The organism is Geodermatophilus sp. SYSU D00684, from assembly GCF_054050455.1.
Map to the genome: position 1 here is coordinate 31,833 of NZ_JBJGZI010000029.1, position 18,137 is coordinate 49,969.

At 77.8% G+C, this 18,137-nt stretch carries 18 protein-coding genes; 10 read left to right on the plus strand and 8 right to left on the minus strand.

The features are described from left to right. Positions 1-61: 61 nt before the first annotated feature. The 3 genes from ACI79L_RS19345 to ACI79L_RS19355 all read left to right on the plus strand — a co-directional run bounded on the left by ACI79L_RS19345 (position 62) and on the right by ACI79L_RS19355 (position 3,822). Positions 62-1,021 (plus strand): EamA family transporter, encoded by a 960-nt coding sequence (locus tag ACI79L_RS19345; protein WP_456938340.1) that lies wholly within the window; start codon positions 62-64, stop codon positions 1,019-1,021. Between the two features lie 8 nt (positions 1,022-1,029). Beyond that, positions 1,030-2,760: a DUF222 domain-containing protein gene (locus tag ACI79L_RS19350; protein ID WP_456938341.1), complete on the plus strand. Its 1,731-nt coding sequence runs from the start codon at positions 1,030-1,032 to the stop codon at positions 2,758-2,760. A gap of 126 nt (positions 2,761-2,886) precedes the next feature. Then, positions 2,887-3,822 (plus strand): hypothetical protein, encoded by a 936-nt coding sequence (locus tag ACI79L_RS19355; RefSeq protein ID WP_456938342.1) that lies wholly within the window; start codon positions 2,887-2,889, stop codon positions 3,820-3,822. 16 nt (positions 3,823-3,838) lie between these two features. Here the strand turns inward: ACI79L_RS19355 and ACI79L_RS19360 are convergent, their stop codons facing one another. Continuing rightward, positions 3,839-4,309 (minus strand): N-acetyltransferase family protein, encoded by a 471-nt coding sequence (locus ACI79L_RS19360; protein ID WP_456938343.1) that lies wholly within the window; start codon positions 4,307-4,309, stop codon positions 3,839-3,841. Between the two features lie 54 nt (positions 4,310-4,363). Between ACI79L_RS19360 and ACI79L_RS19365 the strand changes: the two genes are divergently transcribed. After that, the gene (locus ACI79L_RS19365) at positions 4,364-4,867 is read left to right on the plus strand and encodes a DUF2505 domain-containing protein (protein WP_456938344.1); all 504 of its coding nucleotides are present in this window, start codon (positions 4,364-4,366) and stop codon (positions 4,865-4,867) included. Positions 4,868-4,869: 2 nt separating this feature from the next. Here the strand turns inward: ACI79L_RS19365 and ACI79L_RS19370 are convergent, their stop codons facing one another. The 4 genes from ACI79L_RS19370 to ACI79L_RS19385 are packed head-to-tail and all read right to left on the minus strand — an operon-like array spanning position 4,870 to position 10,940. Next, a complete protein-coding gene (locus ACI79L_RS19370; RefSeq protein ID WP_456938345.1) occupies positions 4,870-5,067 on the minus strand; it encodes a hypothetical protein in 198 nt (65 codons plus the stop codon). Positions 5,068-5,104: 37 nt separating this feature from the next. Continuing rightward, positions 5,105-8,263 (minus strand): carboxyl transferase domain-containing protein, encoded by a 3,159-nt coding sequence (locus tag ACI79L_RS19375; RefSeq protein WP_456938346.1) that lies wholly within the window; start codon positions 8,261-8,263, stop codon positions 5,105-5,107. 26 nt (positions 8,264-8,289) lie between these two features. Continuing rightward, positions 8,290-8,943 carry a response regulator gene (locus tag ACI79L_RS19380; RefSeq protein WP_456938347.1) on the minus strand — a complete coding sequence of 218 codons (654 nt, stop codon included), beginning with the start codon at positions 8,941-8,943 and terminating at the stop codon, positions 8,290-8,292. After that, a complete protein-coding gene (locus ACI79L_RS19385) occupies positions 8,940-10,940 on the minus strand; it encodes a sensor histidine kinase (protein ID WP_456938348.1) in 2,001 nt (666 codons plus the stop codon). Before ACI79L_RS19385 ends, ACI79L_RS19380 begins: the two co-directional genes overlap by 4 nt. A 147-nt stretch (positions 10,941-11,087) precedes the next feature. Between ACI79L_RS19385 and ACI79L_RS19390 the strand changes: the two genes are divergently transcribed. From ACI79L_RS19390 to ACI79L_RS19400, 3 genes are all read left to right on the plus strand, one after another. Continuing rightward, a complete protein-coding gene (locus ACI79L_RS19390) occupies positions 11,088-11,819 on the plus strand; it encodes a hypothetical protein (RefSeq protein ID WP_456938349.1) in 732 nt (243 codons plus the stop codon). Positions 11,820-11,909: 90 nt separating this feature from the next. Beyond that, entirely contained in the window at positions 11,910-12,038 is a 129-nt protein-coding gene (locus ACI79L_RS19395) for a hypothetical protein (RefSeq protein WP_456938350.1), read from the plus strand. A gap of 40 nt (positions 12,039-12,078) precedes the next feature. After that, on the plus strand, positions 12,079-13,284 hold the full coding sequence (locus ACI79L_RS19400) for a serine/threonine-protein kinase (protein ID WP_456938351.1): 1,206 nt from the start codon (positions 12,079-12,081) through the stop codon (positions 13,282-13,284). On the opposite strand, the gene ACI79L_RS19405 is transcribed toward ACI79L_RS19400, so the two are convergent. After that, positions 13,255-14,304, minus strand: coding sequence for an NAD-binding protein (locus tag ACI79L_RS19405; RefSeq protein ID WP_456938371.1), 1,050 nt, complete (start codon positions 14,302-14,304; stop codon positions 13,255-13,257). The genes ACI79L_RS19400 and ACI79L_RS19405 overlap by 30 nt on opposite strands. 99 nt (positions 14,305-14,403) lie before the next feature. Here ACI79L_RS19405 and ACI79L_RS19410 point away from each other — a divergent pair, with 99 nt between their 5' ends. Further along, positions 14,404-14,910 carry a mycothiol transferase gene (locus ACI79L_RS19410; protein WP_456938352.1) on the plus strand — a complete coding sequence of 169 codons (507 nt, stop codon included), beginning with the start codon at positions 14,404-14,406 and terminating at the stop codon, positions 14,908-14,910. Here the strand turns inward: ACI79L_RS19410 and ACI79L_RS19415 are convergent. Continuing rightward, positions 14,883-16,007: a glycerate kinase gene (locus ACI79L_RS19415; RefSeq protein ID WP_456938353.1), complete on the minus strand. Its 1,125-nt coding sequence runs from the start codon at positions 16,005-16,007 to the stop codon at positions 14,883-14,885. The two genes, ACI79L_RS19410 and ACI79L_RS19415, sit on opposite strands and share 28 nt — an antisense overlap. A 38-nt stretch (positions 16,008-16,045) precedes the next feature. Here ACI79L_RS19415 and ACI79L_RS19420 point away from each other — a divergent pair, with 38 nt between their 5' ends. Next, positions 16,046-17,227, plus strand: a complete 1,182-nt coding sequence (locus tag ACI79L_RS19420) for an acyl-CoA dehydrogenase family protein (RefSeq protein WP_456938354.1) — start codon at positions 16,046-16,048, stop codon at positions 17,225-17,227. Positions 17,228-17,236: 9 nt separating this feature from the next. Here ACI79L_RS19420 and ACI79L_RS19425 read toward each other — a convergent pair whose 3' ends face one another. After that, positions 17,237-17,413 carry a hypothetical protein gene (locus tag ACI79L_RS19425; RefSeq protein WP_456938355.1) on the minus strand — a complete coding sequence of 59 codons (177 nt, stop codon included), beginning with the start codon at positions 17,411-17,413 and terminating at the stop codon, positions 17,237-17,239. Between the two features lie 227 nt (positions 17,414-17,640). Here ACI79L_RS19425 and ACI79L_RS19430 point away from each other — a divergent pair, with 227 nt between their 5' ends. After that, the gene (locus ACI79L_RS19430) at positions 17,641-17,946 is read left to right on the plus strand and encodes a hypothetical protein (RefSeq protein ID WP_387984944.1); all 306 of its coding nucleotides are present in this window, start codon (positions 17,641-17,643) and stop codon (positions 17,944-17,946) included. Positions 17,947-18,137 lie beyond the last annotated feature (191 nt).

Consider the following 18,137-nt stretch of genomic DNA (forward strand, 5'->3'; position numbering starts at 1 on the left):
ACATCGTCGTGTCAGGAACTCTCGCTGGTGCTGGAAGGTTGCCGGGCGCACGCTCGACGTCGTGCCGACCCGCGACCGCCTGCTCGCCCTCCTCGTGGCCGTCGTCTGGGGACTGAACTTCCCGGCGATCCACCTGTCGCTCGAGCAGTTCCCGCCGTTCTTCCTCGTGGCGCTGCGGTTCGCGCTGGTCGCCGTCCCGACGGTGCTGCTGGTGCCGCGGCCCGGCGTCCCGTGGCGGTGGGTGCTCGGGTACGGCGCCGGCTTCGGCGTCCTGCAGTTCGTCTTCCTCTACGTCGCGATGGACACCGGCATGCCGACCGGCCTCGCCTCGCTGGTGCTGCAGTCCTCGGCGCCGTTCACGGTCGTGCTGGCCGGGCTGCTGCTCCGCGAGCGGCTGACCGGGCGGCAGGCGGCCGGGGTGGGGCTCGCCGTCGTCGGCCTGGCCGGCATCGCCGTCCACCGGGCCGGGCTGGACGGCGGCGCCACGCTGCTGCCGGTGCTGCTCACGCTGTGCGGCGGCCTGGGCTGGGCGCTGGGCAACCTGTGCAACCGGCAGGCGCGCCCAGCCCGGCCGTTCCGGCTGATGCTCTGGATGACCGTCGTGCCGCCGCTGCCGATGCTCGCGCTGTCGCTGGCCACCGAGGGCCCGGCGCGCATCGGCACGTCGCTGGCGACGCTCGGGACGACGACGGGGCTGCTCGCGCTGGCCGGCCTGCTCTTCACCGTCGTGGTCGCCACGCTGCTCGGCTCCGGCATCTGGACGGCGCTGATGAGCCGGCACCCCTCGGGCACCGTGGCGCCGTTCTCGATGCTGGTGCCCGTCGTCGGGATGGGCTCGGCGTGGCTGTTCTTCGGCGAGCGGTCGCCGCTGGTCGAACTGGCCTGCGGCGCGCTCGTGGTGGCCGGCGTCCTGATCGGCAGCCGCCTGCCACGGGTGCCGACGCAGACGACTTCTCGACAGGCGGCGGACTCGTGCACAGGACACGTCTCCGCTGTTCAGGAGCCTGCCGCTCGCCTATGATCGAACGCGTGTTCGATGACCACGAGGCAGGTGACACCTCGGTCGAGCACGCACTGGGCGGGGTCCTCGGCTCCCCCGCCGTCCTCGACCTCCTCCACCCGCGTCTGCGGTCAGGGCAGGAGTGGGAGGTCGAGGTCGGCGAGCACGTGCGCACGGCGACGGTCCCGAGCGCCGACCGGGACCGGCTCCTGACTGCAGGGGCGGACGTCCTGGCCCGGGCGACGTCGGCGTCGCGGCGGACGGCACGGCTCGCCGCGACCGTCGCGACCTCGCTGGCCGCGTTCGCGCGCCACCGCCCGTCGACGCTCCTGGACCGGCAGCCCGGCGAGCGGGGCGCCATGTCGGCGGCCACCCGCGCCGCCCGTCCGGCGGCGCTGACCGAGGTCAGCGAGTGGGCGGTCGACGAGGTGGCACTGGCTCTCGGCACCACCACGCGGGCGGCCGCCGCGCAGCTCGAGGAGGCCGTGACACTCGTCGAGCGCCTGCCCGCCACGCTGGCGATGCTCTCCCGCGGCGAGCTCACCCACGCGCACGCCCGGCAGATGGTCGCCGTCGTCGGGCCGGTGCGTGACGACGCCGTACGCGCGGAGATCGAAGCCCACGTGCTGCGCCTCCGCGGCGACAAGACCCCGCCCCAGCTGGGTGACTGCGCCCGCCGCATCGTGCTCCGCAAGGACGCCGAGGCCGCCGGGCGGAGGCTGGTCGCCGCCGTCCGCGGGCGCGGAGTGCGGATGCACGACCGCCGCGACGGCACCGCCTCTCTCGTCATCGACCTCCCGCTGCCCGTGTGCGCTGCGATCCACCGAACGCTGGAGGCCCACGCCGAACGCGTCCGGGTGGACGGCGACGAGCGCACCAGGCAGCAGCGGATGGCCGACGTCGTGGCGGACCTCGTCCTCCGGCCCGGCGAGCACGGGCTGCCGCCGGTGACCATCGCCCTGACCCTGGTGGCGACCCTGGAGACGATGCTCGGCGGTGCCGAGCCCGGGCAGGTCGACGGGCACGTGGTACCGGCGGACGTGGTCCGCGAGCTGGCCTGGACCTTCGGTCTCCTGCCCCGCCCGGCGCCGGCGGTCGTCGAACGACGCGACAGCGGACCGCCGGGAGCCCCACCGAGTACGCCGACACCTGTCGCCGACCGTCCGCTGGCCGAGTGGATGGCGACAGCGGCGGCCCGACACGAGACCGCGGTGCGGGAGGCGTCCTCGGGTGCCCGGCAGGCCGTGCTCGACGGGACCTGGACCGACGGCGAGCTCCGCGGCCTGCTCGACCTCGGCACGCTCCTGGACACGACCGCCCTCAGCGGTACCGCGCTGGCACACCGGCCGCGCGTCGCGGTGGCCGACATGCTCCGCGGCAGCCTGGTCGCGCTCACCGACGGCGCCGGGCTCCGCCGCGGCGCCTCGCTGGGCCCGCCTGCGGCAAGAGAGGCGCACGACCCGCCACCCGCGCTGGACCGCTTCGTCCGACTCCGCGACCGCCGCTGCCGGTTTCCGGGGTGCCGCGCCCGCGCGCGGGCGTGCGACCTCGACCACGTCCGCCGCTGGCCCGACGGCCCGACAGCGCACGCGAACCTGTGCTGCCTGTGCGAGCACCACCACCGGCTCAAACACCAGGGGCCGGGCTGGAGGTTCGACGTCGGCGACGACGGCGTCCTGGAGGTCACGACGCCCGGAGGCGAGGTCCGGCGCAGCCCGGTCCCGCGCTTCGGGACCGACCTCGACCTGCCCCCGTTCTGAGCGCCCGGTCCCGGGCCGCCACCGGGAGATCTCGCGACACACGGGTGAACAGCACCGGCATGCGTGGACGAACGGAACGCCCCGGGTCAGGATTGGCGGGCTGTGAGAGCTCAGGGGGAAGCATCCATGGACAGGAAGCGGCGCGGGGTCCGGTCCGCCCGGTTGATCCCGGGGCTCGGCGCGACCGCGTGCGCGCTCGGGATGGCGGCCGCGCTGGCGGCGGTCTCCGGGCCGCCGGTCGCGGGCGCGGTCGGGGCGGACACGACGTCGGCCGAGGCCGGGCGCGGCGGCCCGGGCGACGACGGCCTGCCCGAGGGCGGCCCGCTCGCGATGCCGAGCATCGGCGTCACCGCGCCCGGGTTCGAGGACGGCTGGGCCCCCGCGGCCGCCACCCGGCCCGCGCCGGACGACGACGCCGACGACTCCCTCCCCCGGGGCTCGTTCCCGCGCGGGTCGTCCACCGAGCACCGGTCCCTGCCGACGGAGGTCCCGGCCGAACGCGCGCCGGTCGACCCCGCCCCCCTCGACCCCGCTCCCCTCGACCTCGCGCCCGCCGCCCCGGCTCCTGCCGCCCCGGCGCCCGGCGTCCCCGCCCCGGCTCCCGTGGCTCCCGCGGCCGAGGCGCCGGCGCCCCCGTCGCCTCCGGTCGAGCAGCCCCCGGCCGGGCAGCCCCCGGCCGGGCAGCCGCCCGCCGAGCAGACACCCGCGCCGGCGGACCCCGCCCCGCCGGCGTCGGAGCCTGCCGAGGAGCTCCCCGCGGACCAGCCGCCGGTCGAGCAGCCGCCGGTCGAGCAGCCCCCGGTCGAGCAGCCCCCGGTCGAGCCGGCCCCGGTCGAGCAGCCGCCCGCCGGGGAGCAGCCCGCCGAGGAAGCGCCGGCCGAGGAGCCGTCGTGCGGGGACGCCGACGCCGGGACCACGACCGACCCGGCTGCCGACCCTGCGGCCGCCCCGGCCACGGAGGCGACGACGGACCCGGCGGCCGCGGAGTCCCCCGAGCCGCCGGCGCCGGAGGAGTGCACCGCGGCGGAGCCCCCTGCCACCGAGGACGTCCCGGCTCCCTGAGCCGGGCGCGGGTCCCTCAGCCCAGGTCCCGGACGTACCAGACCTCGCGCAGCCGCCGGCCGGCCCACTCCCGCTCGAGCACCTCGCCCGTCGGCCGCCACCCGGCCTGCTCGTAGAAGGCGCGCGGGCCGGCGTTGCGCTCCTCGGTGCGCAGCCGGGCCCGGTCCCACCCGGCCGTCCGCAGCAGGTCCAGGACGGCCGCCAGCAGCGCCCGCCCGGTGCCCCTGCCCTGCTCGTCGGGGTCCACGTAGAGCAGCGCGACCTCACCGGTCGCGACGTCGGCCCGCCCGAACCCGACGACGACGCCGTCCCGCTCGGCCACGAGGAACCCGTCCGCGGGGACCCGCTCCCGCCAGAGGGACACGTCCGGCCCGGCCAGGACGTCCCCGAGGAACGCCGACCACGCCGCCCGCCCGGCCCGCGCGTGCACCCCCGCGACGGCGGCGGCGTCCGCGGGACCCGCCGGCCGGATCACCACCTCGTCCACGCCGGCAGTCTGACCCCGCCGGGCGGCCCGAGCGGCCGCGGTCGAGGATGGGGCGTGCCCATCGACGCCACCACGAACTACACCGCCGCCCCCGACCGCGTGTTCGCCGAGCTCACCGACGAGGTCTTCCTGCGTGAGGTCGCCCAGGCCCTGGACGGCGAGGTGCACGAGGTGTCGAGCCGGGCGAACGGGACGGGCAACACCACCCGGGTGCGGCTGTCGGCGCCGACGACGGGCATCCCGCCGGTCTTCGCCCGCTTCGTGGGCAGCACGGTCCCGGTCACCGAGACCACCACCTGGCAGCCCGACGGCGACGGCGGCTACCGCGGCGCCCTCGACCTGCGCGCCGAGATCCTGGGCCGCGAGGCACGGGTCACCTGCGAGCGCCGGCTGACCCCCGCATCCGGCGGCGGCACCCGCGCCACGGTCACCGGCGACGCCAAGGTCGACGCGCCCTTCATCGGCCGCCAGGCCGAGGGTGCGGTCCGCGACCTGGTCACCCAGGTCGTGCTGCGGCGCGAGCACGAGGTGCTGCAGCGCCGCCTCGGGGAGGGCTGAGCTCAGGGCGCGTTCGAGCCCCAGCGCGCCACGTCGCCACCGGCGTCGTCGACGAGCACGTACTCCGCGGCGCCGGGCGGGTCGTCCGCGCGGTGCCGCGCGACGACGTCGACGGCCTCGGTCTCGGCGGCGGTCGCGTCGGCGGCGTCCCACTCCTGCAGGACGGCGCCGTCTCCGGTGGTCAGGCGGAACTGCGGCATGGCCGGACGGTAGCCGCGGGCGCCGCCGGCCGCCCGCTCACGCGAGCCCGGCCAGCGCGCGGACCAGCACCTCGCGGGTGTCCGCGGGGTCGACGACGTCGTCCACCTCGAACGCCGACGCCACGTTGAGCGCCTTGCCCTGCGCGTAGGAGGCGGCGACCAGCTCGGTGAACCGGGCGTCGCGCTCCCCGGGCGGCAGGGCCTGCAGCTCGCGCCGGTACCCGAGCCGCACCGCGCCCTCCAGGCTCATCGGCCCGAACTCGCCGGTCGGCCAGGCCAGCGTGAGCAGCGGGACCTGCAGGTCGCCGCCGAGCATCGCCATCGCGCCCAGCCCGTACGCCTTGCGCAGCACCACCGCCAGCAGCGGGACGCCGAGCTGCGCCCCGGCCACGTACAGCCCGCCGAAGCGGCGCACGGTGCCGGTGCGCTCGGACTCCGGGCCGACCATGAACCCGGGGGTGTCCACCAGCGACACCACCGGCAGCCCGGCCGAGGAGCACAGCCGCAGGAACGCCGCGGCCTTGTCCGCAGACTCGCCGTCGATCGCCCCGCCGAGGTGCCGCGGGTCGTTGGCCACGAGCCCCACCGGCCGCCCGTCCAGGCGGGCCAGCGCGGTGACGATCCCCCGCCCGAACGACGGCCGCAGCTCCAGGACGCTGCCGGGGTCGGCGAGCGTGGCGACCACCGGCCGCACGTCGTAGCTGCGCACCCGGTTGGCCGGCAGCGCCGTCCGCAGCGGCCGCTGGTCGGCGGCCTCCGCCGGCACGACCCGCCCGGTCAGCAGCCCGACCGCCTGCCGCGCGGCGGCCACGGCCGCGGCGTCGTCGGGCACCACGACGTCGACGACGCCGGCAGCGGCCTGCACCGCCGTCGGCCCGACGTCCTCCGGCGCGACGACGCCCAGCCCGCCGGCCTCGATCATCGCCGGGCCGCCCATCCCGATGCTGCTGTCCTCGGTGGCGATGACGACGTCGCAGCAGCCGACCAGCGCGGCGTTGCCGGCGAAGCAGTACCCGGAGACGACGGCGACCGTGGGCACCTTCCCGGCCAGCCGCGCCATCGTGGTGAAGGTCGGGACGTCGAGCCGGGAGAAGCCGCCGCCGTCGGTGTCGCCGGGCCGCCCGCCGCCGCCCTCGGCGACCAGCACCACGGGCAGCCCGCGCTCGGTGGCGACCTCGAGCAGCCGGTCGGTCTTGCGGTGGTTGGTGCGGCCCTGGGTGCCGGCCAACACGGTGTAGTCGTAGACGAGGACGGCGCACGGCACCCCGCCGACCTCGCCGATGCCGGTGACCATGCCGTCGGCCGGCGTCCGCGCGACCAGCTCGGCCAGCGTCCGCCGCGCGCGCTGGGCGGCGATGCCCAGCTGGCCGTACTCGACGAAGGTGCCCTCGTCGACCAGCGCGGCCACCGTCTCCCGCGCGGTCATCCGCCCGGCCGCGTGGCGGCGGGCGACCGCCTCGGGCCGGGCGTCGTCGAGGGTGGCGGCGCGCCGCTCCTGCAGCTCGGCGAGCTCCGGGCGGATCGCACCGGGGTCCTCCCCGGCCGGCCCGCCCCCGGCGTCGCCGGCCTCGCCGGGGACGACCCCGCCGAGCACCGTCCCCGCCGTGACGACGTCACCGACGCGCACGGCCAGCCCGGTGACCACGCCGGCGGCCGGCGCGGCCACGACGTGCTCCATCTTCATCGCCTCGAGCACCAGCAGCGTCGCCCCGGCGGCGACGGCGTCGCCCTCGGCGGCGGCCACCTCGACCACCGCGCCCGACAGCGGCGCGGTCACCGGCAGCACGCCGTCGACGGCCGCCGCGACCTGGGCCGGGCGGTCGGGCACCAGCCCGGCCAGGCGCGCGTCGACGAGTTCGGTGGTCGCGCGGCCGGCGGCCACCTCGGGGAGGTCGAGCAGCGCCGCGAGCAGGTCCGCGTTGACCGGCACCCCGGCGACGTCGAGCTCGCCCAGCGCCCGGCGGCAGCCGGCCAGCGCCCGCGGCAGGTCCCGGTCGGCGACGACCACCTTGGCCAGCAGCGAGTCGTAGCGCGGGCCGACCTCGTCGCCGGCGACCACGCCGGTGTCCACCCGCACGCCGCGCCCGGTCGGCGGCACGAACCGCTCCAGCCGCCCGGCGCCGGGGTGCACGGTCCCGTCGGGCAGCAGCGTCTCGGCGTTGACCCGCGCCTGGACGGCGGCCCCGCGCGACGGCGGCGGCGTGGCCAGGCCCAGGTCCGCGAGCGTCGCGCCCTCGGCCAGCCGGATGCCGACCTCGACCAGGTCCAGCCCGGTGACCTCCTCGGTCACGGTGTGCTCGACCTGCAGCCGCGGGTTGACCTCGAGGAAGGCCACCTCGTCGCCGCGGACCCCGTCGTGGCGGACGAGGAACTCCACGGTGGCCAGCCCGCGGTAGGCCAGCGACCCGCACAGCGCGGTGGCGTGCGCGGCCAGCCGGGCGCGCAGGCCGTCGTCGAGCCCCGGCGCGGGGGCGACCTCGACCAGCTTCTGCCGCCGCCGCTGCAGCGAGCAGTCGCGGTCGCCGAGGGCCACCACGGCCGCGCCGTCGCCGGCCACCTGCACCTCGACGTGCCGGGCGCCGGTCAGCAGCCGCTCGACGTAGACCGCGCCGTCGCCGAACGCCGCCCGCGCCTCCGAGCGGGCCCGCTCCAGCGCGGCGGGCAGCTCGGCGGGGTCGCGCACCGGGCGCATCCCGCGGCCGCCGCCCCCGGCCACCGCCTTGACCATCACCGCGCCGCCGTCGCCGAGGCCCGCGAGGAAGGCGGTCGCGGCGGCGAGGTCCGTGTCGCCGTCGGTGGCGGCCAGCACCGGCAGGCCCAGCTCGCCGGCGCGGGCGCGGGCGGCGGTCTTGTCACCGAGCAGGGCGAGCGCGGCGGCGTCCGGGCCGACGAACGCGATCCCGGCGTCCGCGCAGGCGCGGGCGAGGTCGGGGCTCTCGGCGAGGAAGCCCCAGCCAGGGTGCAGCCCGTCGGCGCCGGCGCGGGCGGCGGCCCCGACGACCACGCCGACGTCCAGGTAGGCCGCAGGCCCGGTCCCGGGCAGGCGGACGACCCCGTCGGCGCGGCGGGCGTGCAGGCTCCCGGCGTCGTCCTCCGGCGCGACGGCGACGGTGGACAGGCCCAGGGCGGCGGCGCTGCGGAAGACCCGGACGGCGACCTCGCCGCGGTTGGCCACCAGCAGGCGGGTGATGCTCATCGGCGCCGGAGTCTAGGTGGCGCCGGTCACGCTCCCAGCCCCGGCGCCGCCCCACCCAGCCCGGCGTCGCGGGCGCGGGCCACGGCCTCGGCCCGGCTGCCCACCTCCAGCTTGGCGAAGACGGTGGAGACCACGTTGCGCACGGTCTTGTCCGACAGGAACAGCCGCCGGGCGATGTCGCCGTTGGACAGCCCGCCGGCGAGGAGCCCGAGCACCTCCCGCTCCCGCTCGGTGAGGGTCGGGAACGCCGACAGCGCGTCGCCGCGGGGCCGCAGGTGCGCCAGCGCCGACCCGACGCCGCGGCCGAGGATCGTCTCGCCGTCGGCGACCGCCTCGATCGCCCGGGCGATCTGCGCCCGCGACGCGCCCTTGACCAGGTAGCCGCGGGCGCCGGCCCGCAGCGCCGCGGCGACGGCGTCCTCGTTCTCCACCATCGTGAGCACCAGGACGGCGGTGTCCGGGAGTGCCTCGGTGATCCGCGCGGTGGCGTCCAGGCCGTTGCCGCCGGGCAGGTGCAGGTCCATGAGCACGACGTCGGGCCGGTGCTCCAGCGCCGCGGCGACCGCGTCGGTGGCGTCCCCGGCCTCGGCGACGACCTGCGCCCACGGCAGCGAGCCGACCAGCGCCACGAGCCCGTCGCGGAACAGCGGGTGGTCGTCAACCACGAGGACGGTGGTCACGCGGACACCGCCGGCAGCGCCGCCGTGGGCAGCACCGCCCGGACCGTCGTCCCCGGGCCGCCGGTGACCTCGCAGCTGCCGCCGAGCTCGGCGGCGCGCTGGTGCATCGAGCCCAGGCCCACGCCGGTGCGGCTGCCCGGCCGGACCCCGACGCCGTCGTCCTGCACGCAGACCTCCAGGGAACCGTCGCGGTGGGTGATGACGACCGAGGCCCGGCCGGCGCGGGCGTGCCGCGCCACGTTGGTCAGGGCCTCGCCGGCGATGCGGAAGGCGGCGACCTCGGCGGCGGCCGGCAGCGGGCCGAGGTCGTCGGGGACGTGCACGGTCACCTCGACGCCGGCGTCGGCGAGCCGGGCGGCGTGCGCGCGGACCGCGCCGGCCAGGCCGAGGTCGCCGAGCGCGGCCGGGCGCAGGTCGTCGACGATCCGCCGGACGTCGGCGACCGTGCCGCGCAGGTGCTCCGCGGCCCGGTCGAGCATCGCGGTCGCCCGGACCGGGTCGACCGGCACCAGCTCGGCTGCCGCCTCCAGCTGCATCGCCGTCGCCGCGAGCACCGGGCCGAGGTCGTCGTGCAGGTCGTGCCGCAGCCGCCGGCGCTCCTCCTCCCGCGAGGTGACGATCGACTCGCGGGAGCGCTGCAGCTCCTCCTGCAGCAGGACGGCGTGCGCGGCCTGGCCGGTCTGCCGGACCAGCTCGTCGAGCAGGCCGCGCAGCCGGGGGCCGAGGCCGCCCGCCGGCAGGACGACGTCGAGCTCGCCGACGCCGCGGCCCTGGTGCACCAGCGGCAGGGTGCGCACCTCCTCCCCCGGCTCGGGCACACGCCCGGCGGTCACCGGCGCCCGCCCGGGCAGCCGCAGCGCCACCGACGGCAGCCGCAGCGTGCGGGCGAGGACGCCGACCACGCCGGGCAGCACCTGCGCGGGCGTCGTCGCGGAGTCCACCTGCCGGCCGAGCTCGCCGACCACCGTGCCCGGGTCGGCGTCCTGCCCGTAGAGCAGCCGGTTGACCCCGCGCTGCAGGACGTCGCGGGCCGGCTGGACGAGCACCGCGGCGAGCGCGAACACCAGCAGGTCCGAGCGCCGGGCGAGGCCGCCGAGCAGGGCGCCGGCGAGGACGAGCAGGACCCCGTGCACGACCAGCGCGAGCAGGGTCAGCGAGAGGTAGACCAGCGTGCGGCCCAGCGCCGGGTCCAGGTCCCACAGCCGGGTGCGGGTCAGCGCCCACGCCGCGGCGGCCGGCAGCGGCAGCAGGGCGGCGGCGATCAGCGCGGTCTCCGCCGTCGGCACCGTCCACGCCAGGGCCAGCAGCAGCAGGGTGCCCAGCGCGCCGGCCAGCACCCACAGCACCTGCTCACGGGCCGGCCCGGAGCTGCGCCGCAGCCGGACGACGAGCGAGGCCACGCCCGCCGCGGTGCCCGCGAGCGCGAGCACCAGCGCGACGCCGACCAGCGCGAACGCGCCGTCCACGCCCAGCGGGTTGGTCAGGTGCGCGTAGGCGGCGGGGACGGGGCGGTCCTGCTGGTCGTAGGGGGTGAGCGCCCAGCCGACCGGCGCCAGGACGACCGCCGCCGCGCCCACGGCGGCCGCCGCCCGCCAGCCGCGACCGGGCAGCCGCCCGCCGGGCAGCACCTGCAGCAGCAGCGCGGCCACCGGCACGTAGGCCGGCACCCACAGCCACGAGGACACCCAGAACGCACCGGCGGTCAGGGCCGACGACGGGTCGGTGGCGACGGCGGCCGCCGCGAGCGTGGTGGCCAGCGCGACCCCGCCGCTGCACACGCCGACGAGCAGCATCAGCCAGCCGGCGAGCAGCCGCGGCCGGGCCGCGGCGACCACCGCGCCCAGCACGCCGGACCCGCCGGCGCCGGCCAGCCCCCACGCGACCGCGGCGGCGTCGGGGTCGGGCACCCGGGTCAGGGCGAGGACGAGCGCGGCGACCGCGGCGGCCAGCCCCGCCGCGGCGAGGCCGGCGGCGACGACGGTCCGGGCGGCGGGCACCGCGACATGGTGGCAGCGCAGCTGTCCCGGGACCCAGGGACTCCGGCACCGCGCCGTGTCGGGACACCCGTCCGATGCCGCCGGGACGCCCGGGCCGCGACGGTTCCGCTGCCCGGCCGACGGAGCCGGACCCCCAGGAGGAACACCGTGACCACCACCCGCCTCGGCTCCGGCCTCACCGCCCCCGAGACCACCGCCGCCGAGACCACCGCCGCCGAGACCACCGCCGGAGACGCCCCCGCCCCCGCTCCGGCGGCCGCCCCGGCGCCGCACCCCCGCCGGCGGCTGCTGGCCGGCGCCGCCCTGCTCGGCCCGGTCGCGCTCGCGGCCCAGTACGTGCTCTCGTCGGAGGGCCTCCCCCGCGACGAGGCCGGCCCGTGGCTGGCCGGCCTGGCCGAGTCGCCGTCCGCGCAGGTCGCCTCGGTCGTCGTCTACCTCGTCGCGATGGTCGCCGGGATCGCCGGCGCCGCGGCGATCGCGCTGGCCTGCGGCCGCCGCGCCCCGTGGCTGTCCGGCGTCGCCGCGGCGCTGCTCGCGGCCGGCAGCGTCGGCGGCGGCGGGTTCGCCGGGATGCGGCTGATCGCCGTCGTCCTGGCCGGCGAGGGGGGCCCGTCGGCGGCGGGCACCTGGACGTCGGTGCAGCAGGGTCCGCCGTTCCTCGTCCTCGGCCCGCTGGTCGGCATGGCGATCGCCGGGACGCTGCTGGCCACCGTCGCGCTGGTCCGCGCCCGTGCCGACGTCACCGTCTGGGCTGCGCCCGCCTACCTGGCCGGGTTCGTCCTCGCCAGCGGCGAGTTCCCGGTCGCGGTGAGCGTCCTCGGCGAGGCGCTGGTGCTCGCCGCGCTCGTGCCGGTCGTCCGGGCCGCGCTGCGCCCCTGAGCTCCCGGCCGCCGGCCCCCGTCCCCCGCGGGACGGGGGCCGGCGCCGTCCCGGGGAGCGGACCGCGCCGTCGGCGGGCAGGCTGCGGTCATGACGACGCCGTCGCAGCCCGAGCAGCCGCAGCCGCGCGACATCGCCCTCGAGATGGAGGACGCGGAGACCGAGGCCTCCCTCGAGGCGCGGAGCGAGCCGGAGCCGCCGCAGGACGGGACCGACTGAGGGCGGGACGCCGGCTCCCTCCCGGGCGTACCGTCCGCCCATGTCCGCCGACACGGGTGCAGGGCGGCTGGTCGCCGGCCGCTACGCGGTCACCGGGATGCTCGGCCGCGGCGGGATGGGCGTGGTCTGGAGCGCGACCGACCAGGTGCTGGGCCGGCCGGTGGCGCTCAAGGAGGTCACCTTCCCGGCCCACCTCAGCGACGACGAGCGCGGGACGCTGCGCGACCGCACGCTGCGCGAGGCCAGGGCGGCGGCGCGGCTCGTGCACCCGTGCGTGACTACGCTCTACGACGTCGTCGAGGAGGACGGCCGGCCCTGGCTGGTCATGGAGCTCGTCGACGCCCGCAGCCTCCAGGAGATCGTCGAGCGGCAGGGCCCGCTGCCCTGGCCGGTGGTGGCCCGCATCGGCCTCGACGTGCTGGCCGCGCTGGAGGCCGCGCACGCCGCCGGGATCGTGCACCGCGACGTCAAGCCGGCCAACGTGCTCGTCGGCCGCGACGGCTCCGCGCACCTCACCGACTTCGGCATCGCGGTCGCCACGGGCGGGCCGTCGATCACCACGTCCGGGGCGATCATCGGCTCGCCGTCCTACATGGCGCCGGAGCGGGCGCGGGGCGAGGAGCCCGGCCCCGCCGTGGACCTGTGGTCGCTGGGCGCCACGCTCTACACCGCCGTCGAGGGCCGGCGGGCCTTCGACCGGCCCGAGTCGATGGCCACCCTGCTGGCCGTCGTCTCCGAGGACCCCGCGCCGGCCCAGCGGGCCGGCCCGCTGGCGCCGGTGCTCGAGGGGCTGCTCACCAAGGACCCCCCGCGGCGCTGGGACGTCGCGCGGACGCGGGCCGCCCTGCGCGCCCTGTCCGAGCGGTCCGGGCCGGCGCCGGCGTGGCCCCCCGCCGCCGGCGGACCGCGCGCCGCCGGTCCGCGCCCCGCCGGTCCGCACCCCGCCCCCGGGGACCGGGTCGAGCGCTTCGACCTCGACGACCTGCGCGGGCTGGCCTCGGTGCTCGGCACCGTCGCCCGCGACGCCCGGGACCAGGCGCGCCACCTGGCCGACCGGCACCGGGAGCGGCGCGCCGAGCGGTACGCCCGGGCCGCCGCTCCCCCACCGGCACCGCCCCCGCCACCGCCCCGGCGGCGGTTCCGGCGCCGCTGGGTGGTCGTGCCGGTGCTGATCGCGGTGCTCGCCGTGCTGGCCGCGATCGGCGGGGTGCTGGCGCTAGTGGCCGCCGCGTTCGGCGTGTGGTGACCGGTCCAGCCGCGTGACGTCCAGCCGGTGCGCCGCGACGTAGTACAGCGTCGCGCCCTCCGGCACCGGGGTGTCCCAGGCGGGGCTGACCCGCAGGTCCTCGGCGGTCCGCAGCGCCAGCACCGTGGCGCCGTGGTCGCGCCCGAGGGCGGTCTGCCACTCGCCGAACGTCCGCGGCCGCGCACCGGCCGGCACCCGCAGCGAGTAGGTGTTGCCGTGCCCGCCCGCCGTCATGAGCTCGTTGTAGATCTCGGTGAGCCCGGGGTCGGCGGCCTCCTCCGACAGCAGGAACGGCATGTGCCACTGCACCACCTGCACGCCGGGGTTGACGTAGCGGAGGGTGTCGCGCCGGCCCAGGTCGCGGACCGCGGCGACCATGTGCACCCGCGGGTTGGCGTGGTCGACGGCGACCGCGATCGCCAGGGTCTCGTTGTCGTCGCGGCCGTCGATGACGACCGTGCGGGCGCGGGCGACGCCGGCGCGGTCCATGACGTCGGCGTGGGTGAGGTCGCCGCGGACGAAGGAGACCGCCGCCTCCTCGGGCATCGGGTTGACCGCGACGTCGTCGTGGGCGCACAGCGCGATGCGGGTGCCCGGCTCGACGGTCAGCTCGGTGACGATCCGCTCGGTCCGCCCCGGGGTGTAGCCCAGCACGACGACGTGGTCCCGGAGGTCCAGGCCGACCACTCCTCTCAGTCGCCTGCCCCGCGCGGTCTGCAGGGCGGTGGCCAGCTCGGTGAACAGCAGGGTCAGCGTGACGATCCCGCCGACGACGACGTACGCGCCGACGACCCGGCCACCGACCGACGACGGGTACAGGTCGCCGTAGCCGACGGTCGCGGCGGTGATGACGAAGTACCACCAGTAGCTCTCCGGCGCCGCGATCCCGGTCCCGGCCGGCTCGACCAGCGCCATCGCCGCCCAGCTGGTGAGGAACACCAGCAGGATGACCGCCAGCGGCAGGCGCCAGCCCGAGAGCCGGACGCGGAGGGAGCGCAGCAGCCGCTGCAGGAAGAACACCAACGATCTGGCTCCCTCGACGGCCGGGCGGACACCGCAACCTACCGTCGGCCGGCGCCCGCAGGCGTCCCCCGCGAGCGGGACGGGTAGCGGCCGGTCATGCGGACCCGTGACCTGCTCACCTACGCCTACGCGCAGATCGGCGAGACCCTGCACGCCGCCGTCGAGGGCCTGTCCCCCGACCAGCTGGCCGAGCGCGTCGGACCCGGCGCCAACCCGGTCGGCTGGCTGGCCTGGCACCTGCTGCGGGTGCAGGACGACCACCTCGCCGAGGTCGCCGGCACCGAGCAGGCGTGGACCGCGCAGGGGTTCGCGGGCCGGTTCGGCCTGCCCGTCGACGACGCCGCCACCGGCTACGGGATGAGCGCCGAGGAGGTGGCGTCGGTCCGGGTGCCCTCGGCGGAGCTGCTCCTGGAGTACGCCGACGCGGTCGCCGCCCGCAGCGCGGAGTTCCTCGGTGGCCTGTCCGACGACGACCTCGACCGCGTCGTCGACCGGCGGTGGGACCCGCCGGTGACCCTCGGCGTCCGGCTGGTCAGCGTGCTGTCCGACGACCTGCAGCACGTGGGCCAGGCGGCCTACGTGCGGGGGCTGCTCGGCGCCTGACCCAGGACCCGGGCGGCGAGCTCCGCGAGGACGGCCGCGGGCTCCGCGAGGCACCGGGCGAGGTCGGGCTCGGCCTCGGTGAGCGCGTGCGCGGCGGCGAACCCGGCCCCGCGCAGCTCGTCGTGGCTCAGCGCCACCCGCCCGGCGAGCGCGACGCACGGGACGCCGGCCCGCCGGGCCCGGGCCGCGACCACCGCGGGCGCCTTGCCGCGCAGCGACTGCGCGTCCAGCGAGCCCTCGCCGGTGATCGCGAGGTCCGCGCCCGCCAGCGCCGCGTCCAGGCCGACCAGGTCGGCGACCAGCTCGGCACCCGACCCGACCGAGCACGTCAGGACGGCGGCCACCCCGGCCGCGGTGCCCCCGGCCGCGCCCATCGCCGGCCGGCCCTCCAGGTCGACGCCGAGGTCGCGGCGGACCACCACGGCGAACCGCGCGAGCGCCGCGTCGAGCTGCGCGACCTGTGCCGGCGTCGCGCCCTTCTGCGGCCCGTAGACCGCGGCCGCGCCGGCCGGGCCGGTGAGCGGGTTGTCGACGTCGGTGGCCACCCGGACCTCCAGGCCGTGCAGCCGCGGGTCGCGGGCGCCGGGGTCGATCCGCGCGAGGCGCGCCAGCCCCGCCCCGCCGGGCGGGACGTCGCGGCCGTCGGCGTCGAGCAGCCGCACGCCGAGCGCCTGCAGCAGCCCCGCGCCGGCGTCGGTGGTGGCGCTGCCGCCCAGGCCCAGCACCACCCGCCGGGCGCCGGCGTCGAGCGCGGCGAGCAGCAGCTCGCCCACGCCGCGGGTGGTCGCGGTCGTGGGTGCCGGTCGGTCGAGCAGCCCGAGCCCGGCCGCGGCGGCGAGCTCGACCACCGCCGTCGTCCCGTCGACGGCGAACGTCGCGCGCACCGGCCGGCCGTCGGGGCCGCCGACCGTCGTCGTCACCGGGCGGTACCCGGCGCGCACGGCGGCGGCCACCGTGCCCTCCCCGCCGTCGGCCACCGGGCGGGCGAGCACCTCGGCGTCCGGGCGCACCCGGGCCAGCCCGCGGGCGACGGCGTCGGCAGCGTCCTCCGCGGTCAGCGTGCCCTTGAAGGAGTCCGGGGCGACGACGATCCGCACGCCCGGCAGCATGCCCTGCCCGCGCGTAGCGTCGGGCCGTGCCTGAGACCGCGAGCACCGACTTCTACGCCCTCGAGGAGTTGCTCACTCCCGAGGAGGTCGCCATCCGCGACCGCGTGCGTGCCTGGTGCGACGAGGAGGTGACGCCGCGGATCAACGACTACTGGGAGCGCGCGGAGTTCCCCTTCGAGCTGGTCCCCGGGTTCGCCGAGCTCGGCATCGCCGGGGGCACGGTGCAGGGCTACGGCTCGCCGGGCATGAGCGCCGTCGCCGCGGGCCTGGTGGCCGCCGAGCTCGCCCGCGCCGACGGCAGCGTCGGCACCTTCAACGGCGTGCACAGCTTCCTCGCGATGCAGTCGATCGCGATGCTCGGCTCCGAGGAGCAGAAGGAGCGCTTCCTCCCCGAGATGGCGCGGATGGAGAAGATCGGCGCCTTCGGCCTCACCGAGCCGCAGCACGGGTCGGACGCCGTCGCCCTGGAGACCAGCGCCCGCCGCGACGGCGACGTCTTCGTCCTCGACGGTCAGAAGAAGTGGATCGGCAACGGCACGATCGCCGACTACGTGCTCATCTGGGCGCGCGACGAGGAGGGCGCGGTCGGCGGGTACGTCGTCGAGAAGGGCACGCCCGGCTTCAGCACGCGGGTGATGACCGGCAAGACGGCGCTGCGGGCGGTGTGGCAGGCCGAGATCACCCTCGAGGGCGTCCGCGTGCCGGCCGAGAACAAGCTGGCCCACTGCCGCTCGTTCAAGGACGTCTCCACGGTCCTCGACCGCACCCGGTACACCGTCGCGTGGCGCGCGCTGGGCGTGGCGACGGCGGCCTACGAGCTGGCGCTGGCGCACTGCCTGCACCGCGAGCAGTTCGGGCAGCCGATCGCGGGCTACCAGCTGGTGCAGGAGAAGCTCGCGACGATGCTCGCCGAGATCACCACCATGCAGCTCATGTGCTGGCGGCTGTCCAGCCTCGCCGACGCGGGCCGGATGACCGCGGCGATGGCGTCGCTGGCCAAGCGGCACTGCTGCGCCACCGCCCGGCGGATCGTGGCCGACGCGCGGGACCTCTTCGGCGGCGACGGGATCCTGCTCGAGCACCACATCGCCCGCCACCACGCCGACATCGAGGCGATCTACACCTTCGAGGGCACCGACCACGTGCAGGCGCTGATCGTGGGCCGGGAGATCACCGGCCTGTCGGCGATCAGCGGCCGGCGGCGCTGACCGCCGCGGTCAGCCGGCGCGGCTGAGCAGGGCCTGCTCCCAGGCCAGCCCGGACAGCCGGCGGCAGTCCGGGCAGCCGGTGCGCCCGGCACCGATGCGCTCCCACCGCTGGTGGCCCCAGATCTGCACGATCGACCCGCAGAGGGCCAGCTCCACCTCGCCGTCGCGCTCCGCCGCCGGCCGCACCGACGGAACGGCGTGCCACGGGGTCCGCCGAGCGGCCGGAGTGCCCTGCTTCCAGCGGTCAGGGCGGGCGAATCCGACCGCGAGGGAGTCCACGAGCTGCTCGTGCCCGGGACGGTCTCGTATCGAACCGCCCGTCCGGGTGAATCCGGAACGCGACCGGGCCCGGCACCCCGGGCGCGCCCGCGGCGTTACCGTCAGGAGGTCTGCGGAGCGGAGGAGCGACGACGGTGGAACCTGTCAGCCTGGTCATCGGTGCGGCACTGCTGGCCGCGGGCTTCGTGGCCGGCCGGCTCGGGCGCCGTCGTCCCGCGGGCCCGCCGCCGAACCCGACGCCGGTGTGCGGCTGCGGGCACACGCTGAGCCAGCACGACACCGAGACCAACACCTGCTACGCCGAGCTGCGCCGGGACACCTTCGACCGGCGCGGCCGGTTCGCCGGTCACACCTGGGTGCCGTGCACCTGCCGGCAGTACGTCGGCCCGCGCCCGATCGACGAGGTCTTCGTCCCCCGCATCCTCCCGCCGTCCGACTGACCGGCGCGCCGTCGCCGGTCGCCGCCTGCGGGCGCCGGACCGGAGTACCCACGTCGAGTCGATCATCGGATGCGTGCCGCTCACGCCGGCGTGTCGGCGCGTGTCCCGTGCACCCAGCCGATGATCGACTTCGCGGCGCGTCTCTGGCGTCCTCGCCGCCCGCGATCATGGAGTTGCGACGGCAACACGCC

What these genes read in the sequence shown, in the direction of transcription:
- ACI79L_RS19395 (WP_456938350.1), top strand. Translation starts at nt 11,910, where the DNA reads ATGACGACGCCGTCGCAGCCCGAGCAGCCGCAGCCGCGCGACATCGCC.
- ACI79L_RS19375 (WP_456938346.1), bottom strand. Translation starts at nt 8,263, where the DNA reads ATGAGCATCACCCGCCTGCTGGTGGCCAACCGCGGCGAGGTCGCCGTC.
- ACI79L_RS19400 (WP_456938351.1), top strand. Translation starts at nt 12,079, where the DNA reads ATGTCCGCCGACACGGGTGCAGGGCGGCTGGTCGCCGGCCGCTACGCG.
- ACI79L_RS19355 (WP_456938342.1), top strand. Translation starts at nt 2,887, where the DNA reads ATGGACAGGAAGCGGCGCGGGGTCCGGTCCGCCCGGTTGATCCCGGGG.
- ACI79L_RS19370 (WP_456938345.1), bottom strand. Translation starts at nt 5,067, where the DNA reads ATGCCGCAGTTCCGCCTGACCACCGGAGACGGCGCCGTCCTGCAGGAG.
- ACI79L_RS19410 (WP_456938352.1), top strand. Translation starts at nt 14,404, where the DNA reads ATGCGGACCCGTGACCTGCTCACCTACGCCTACGCGCAGATCGGCGAG.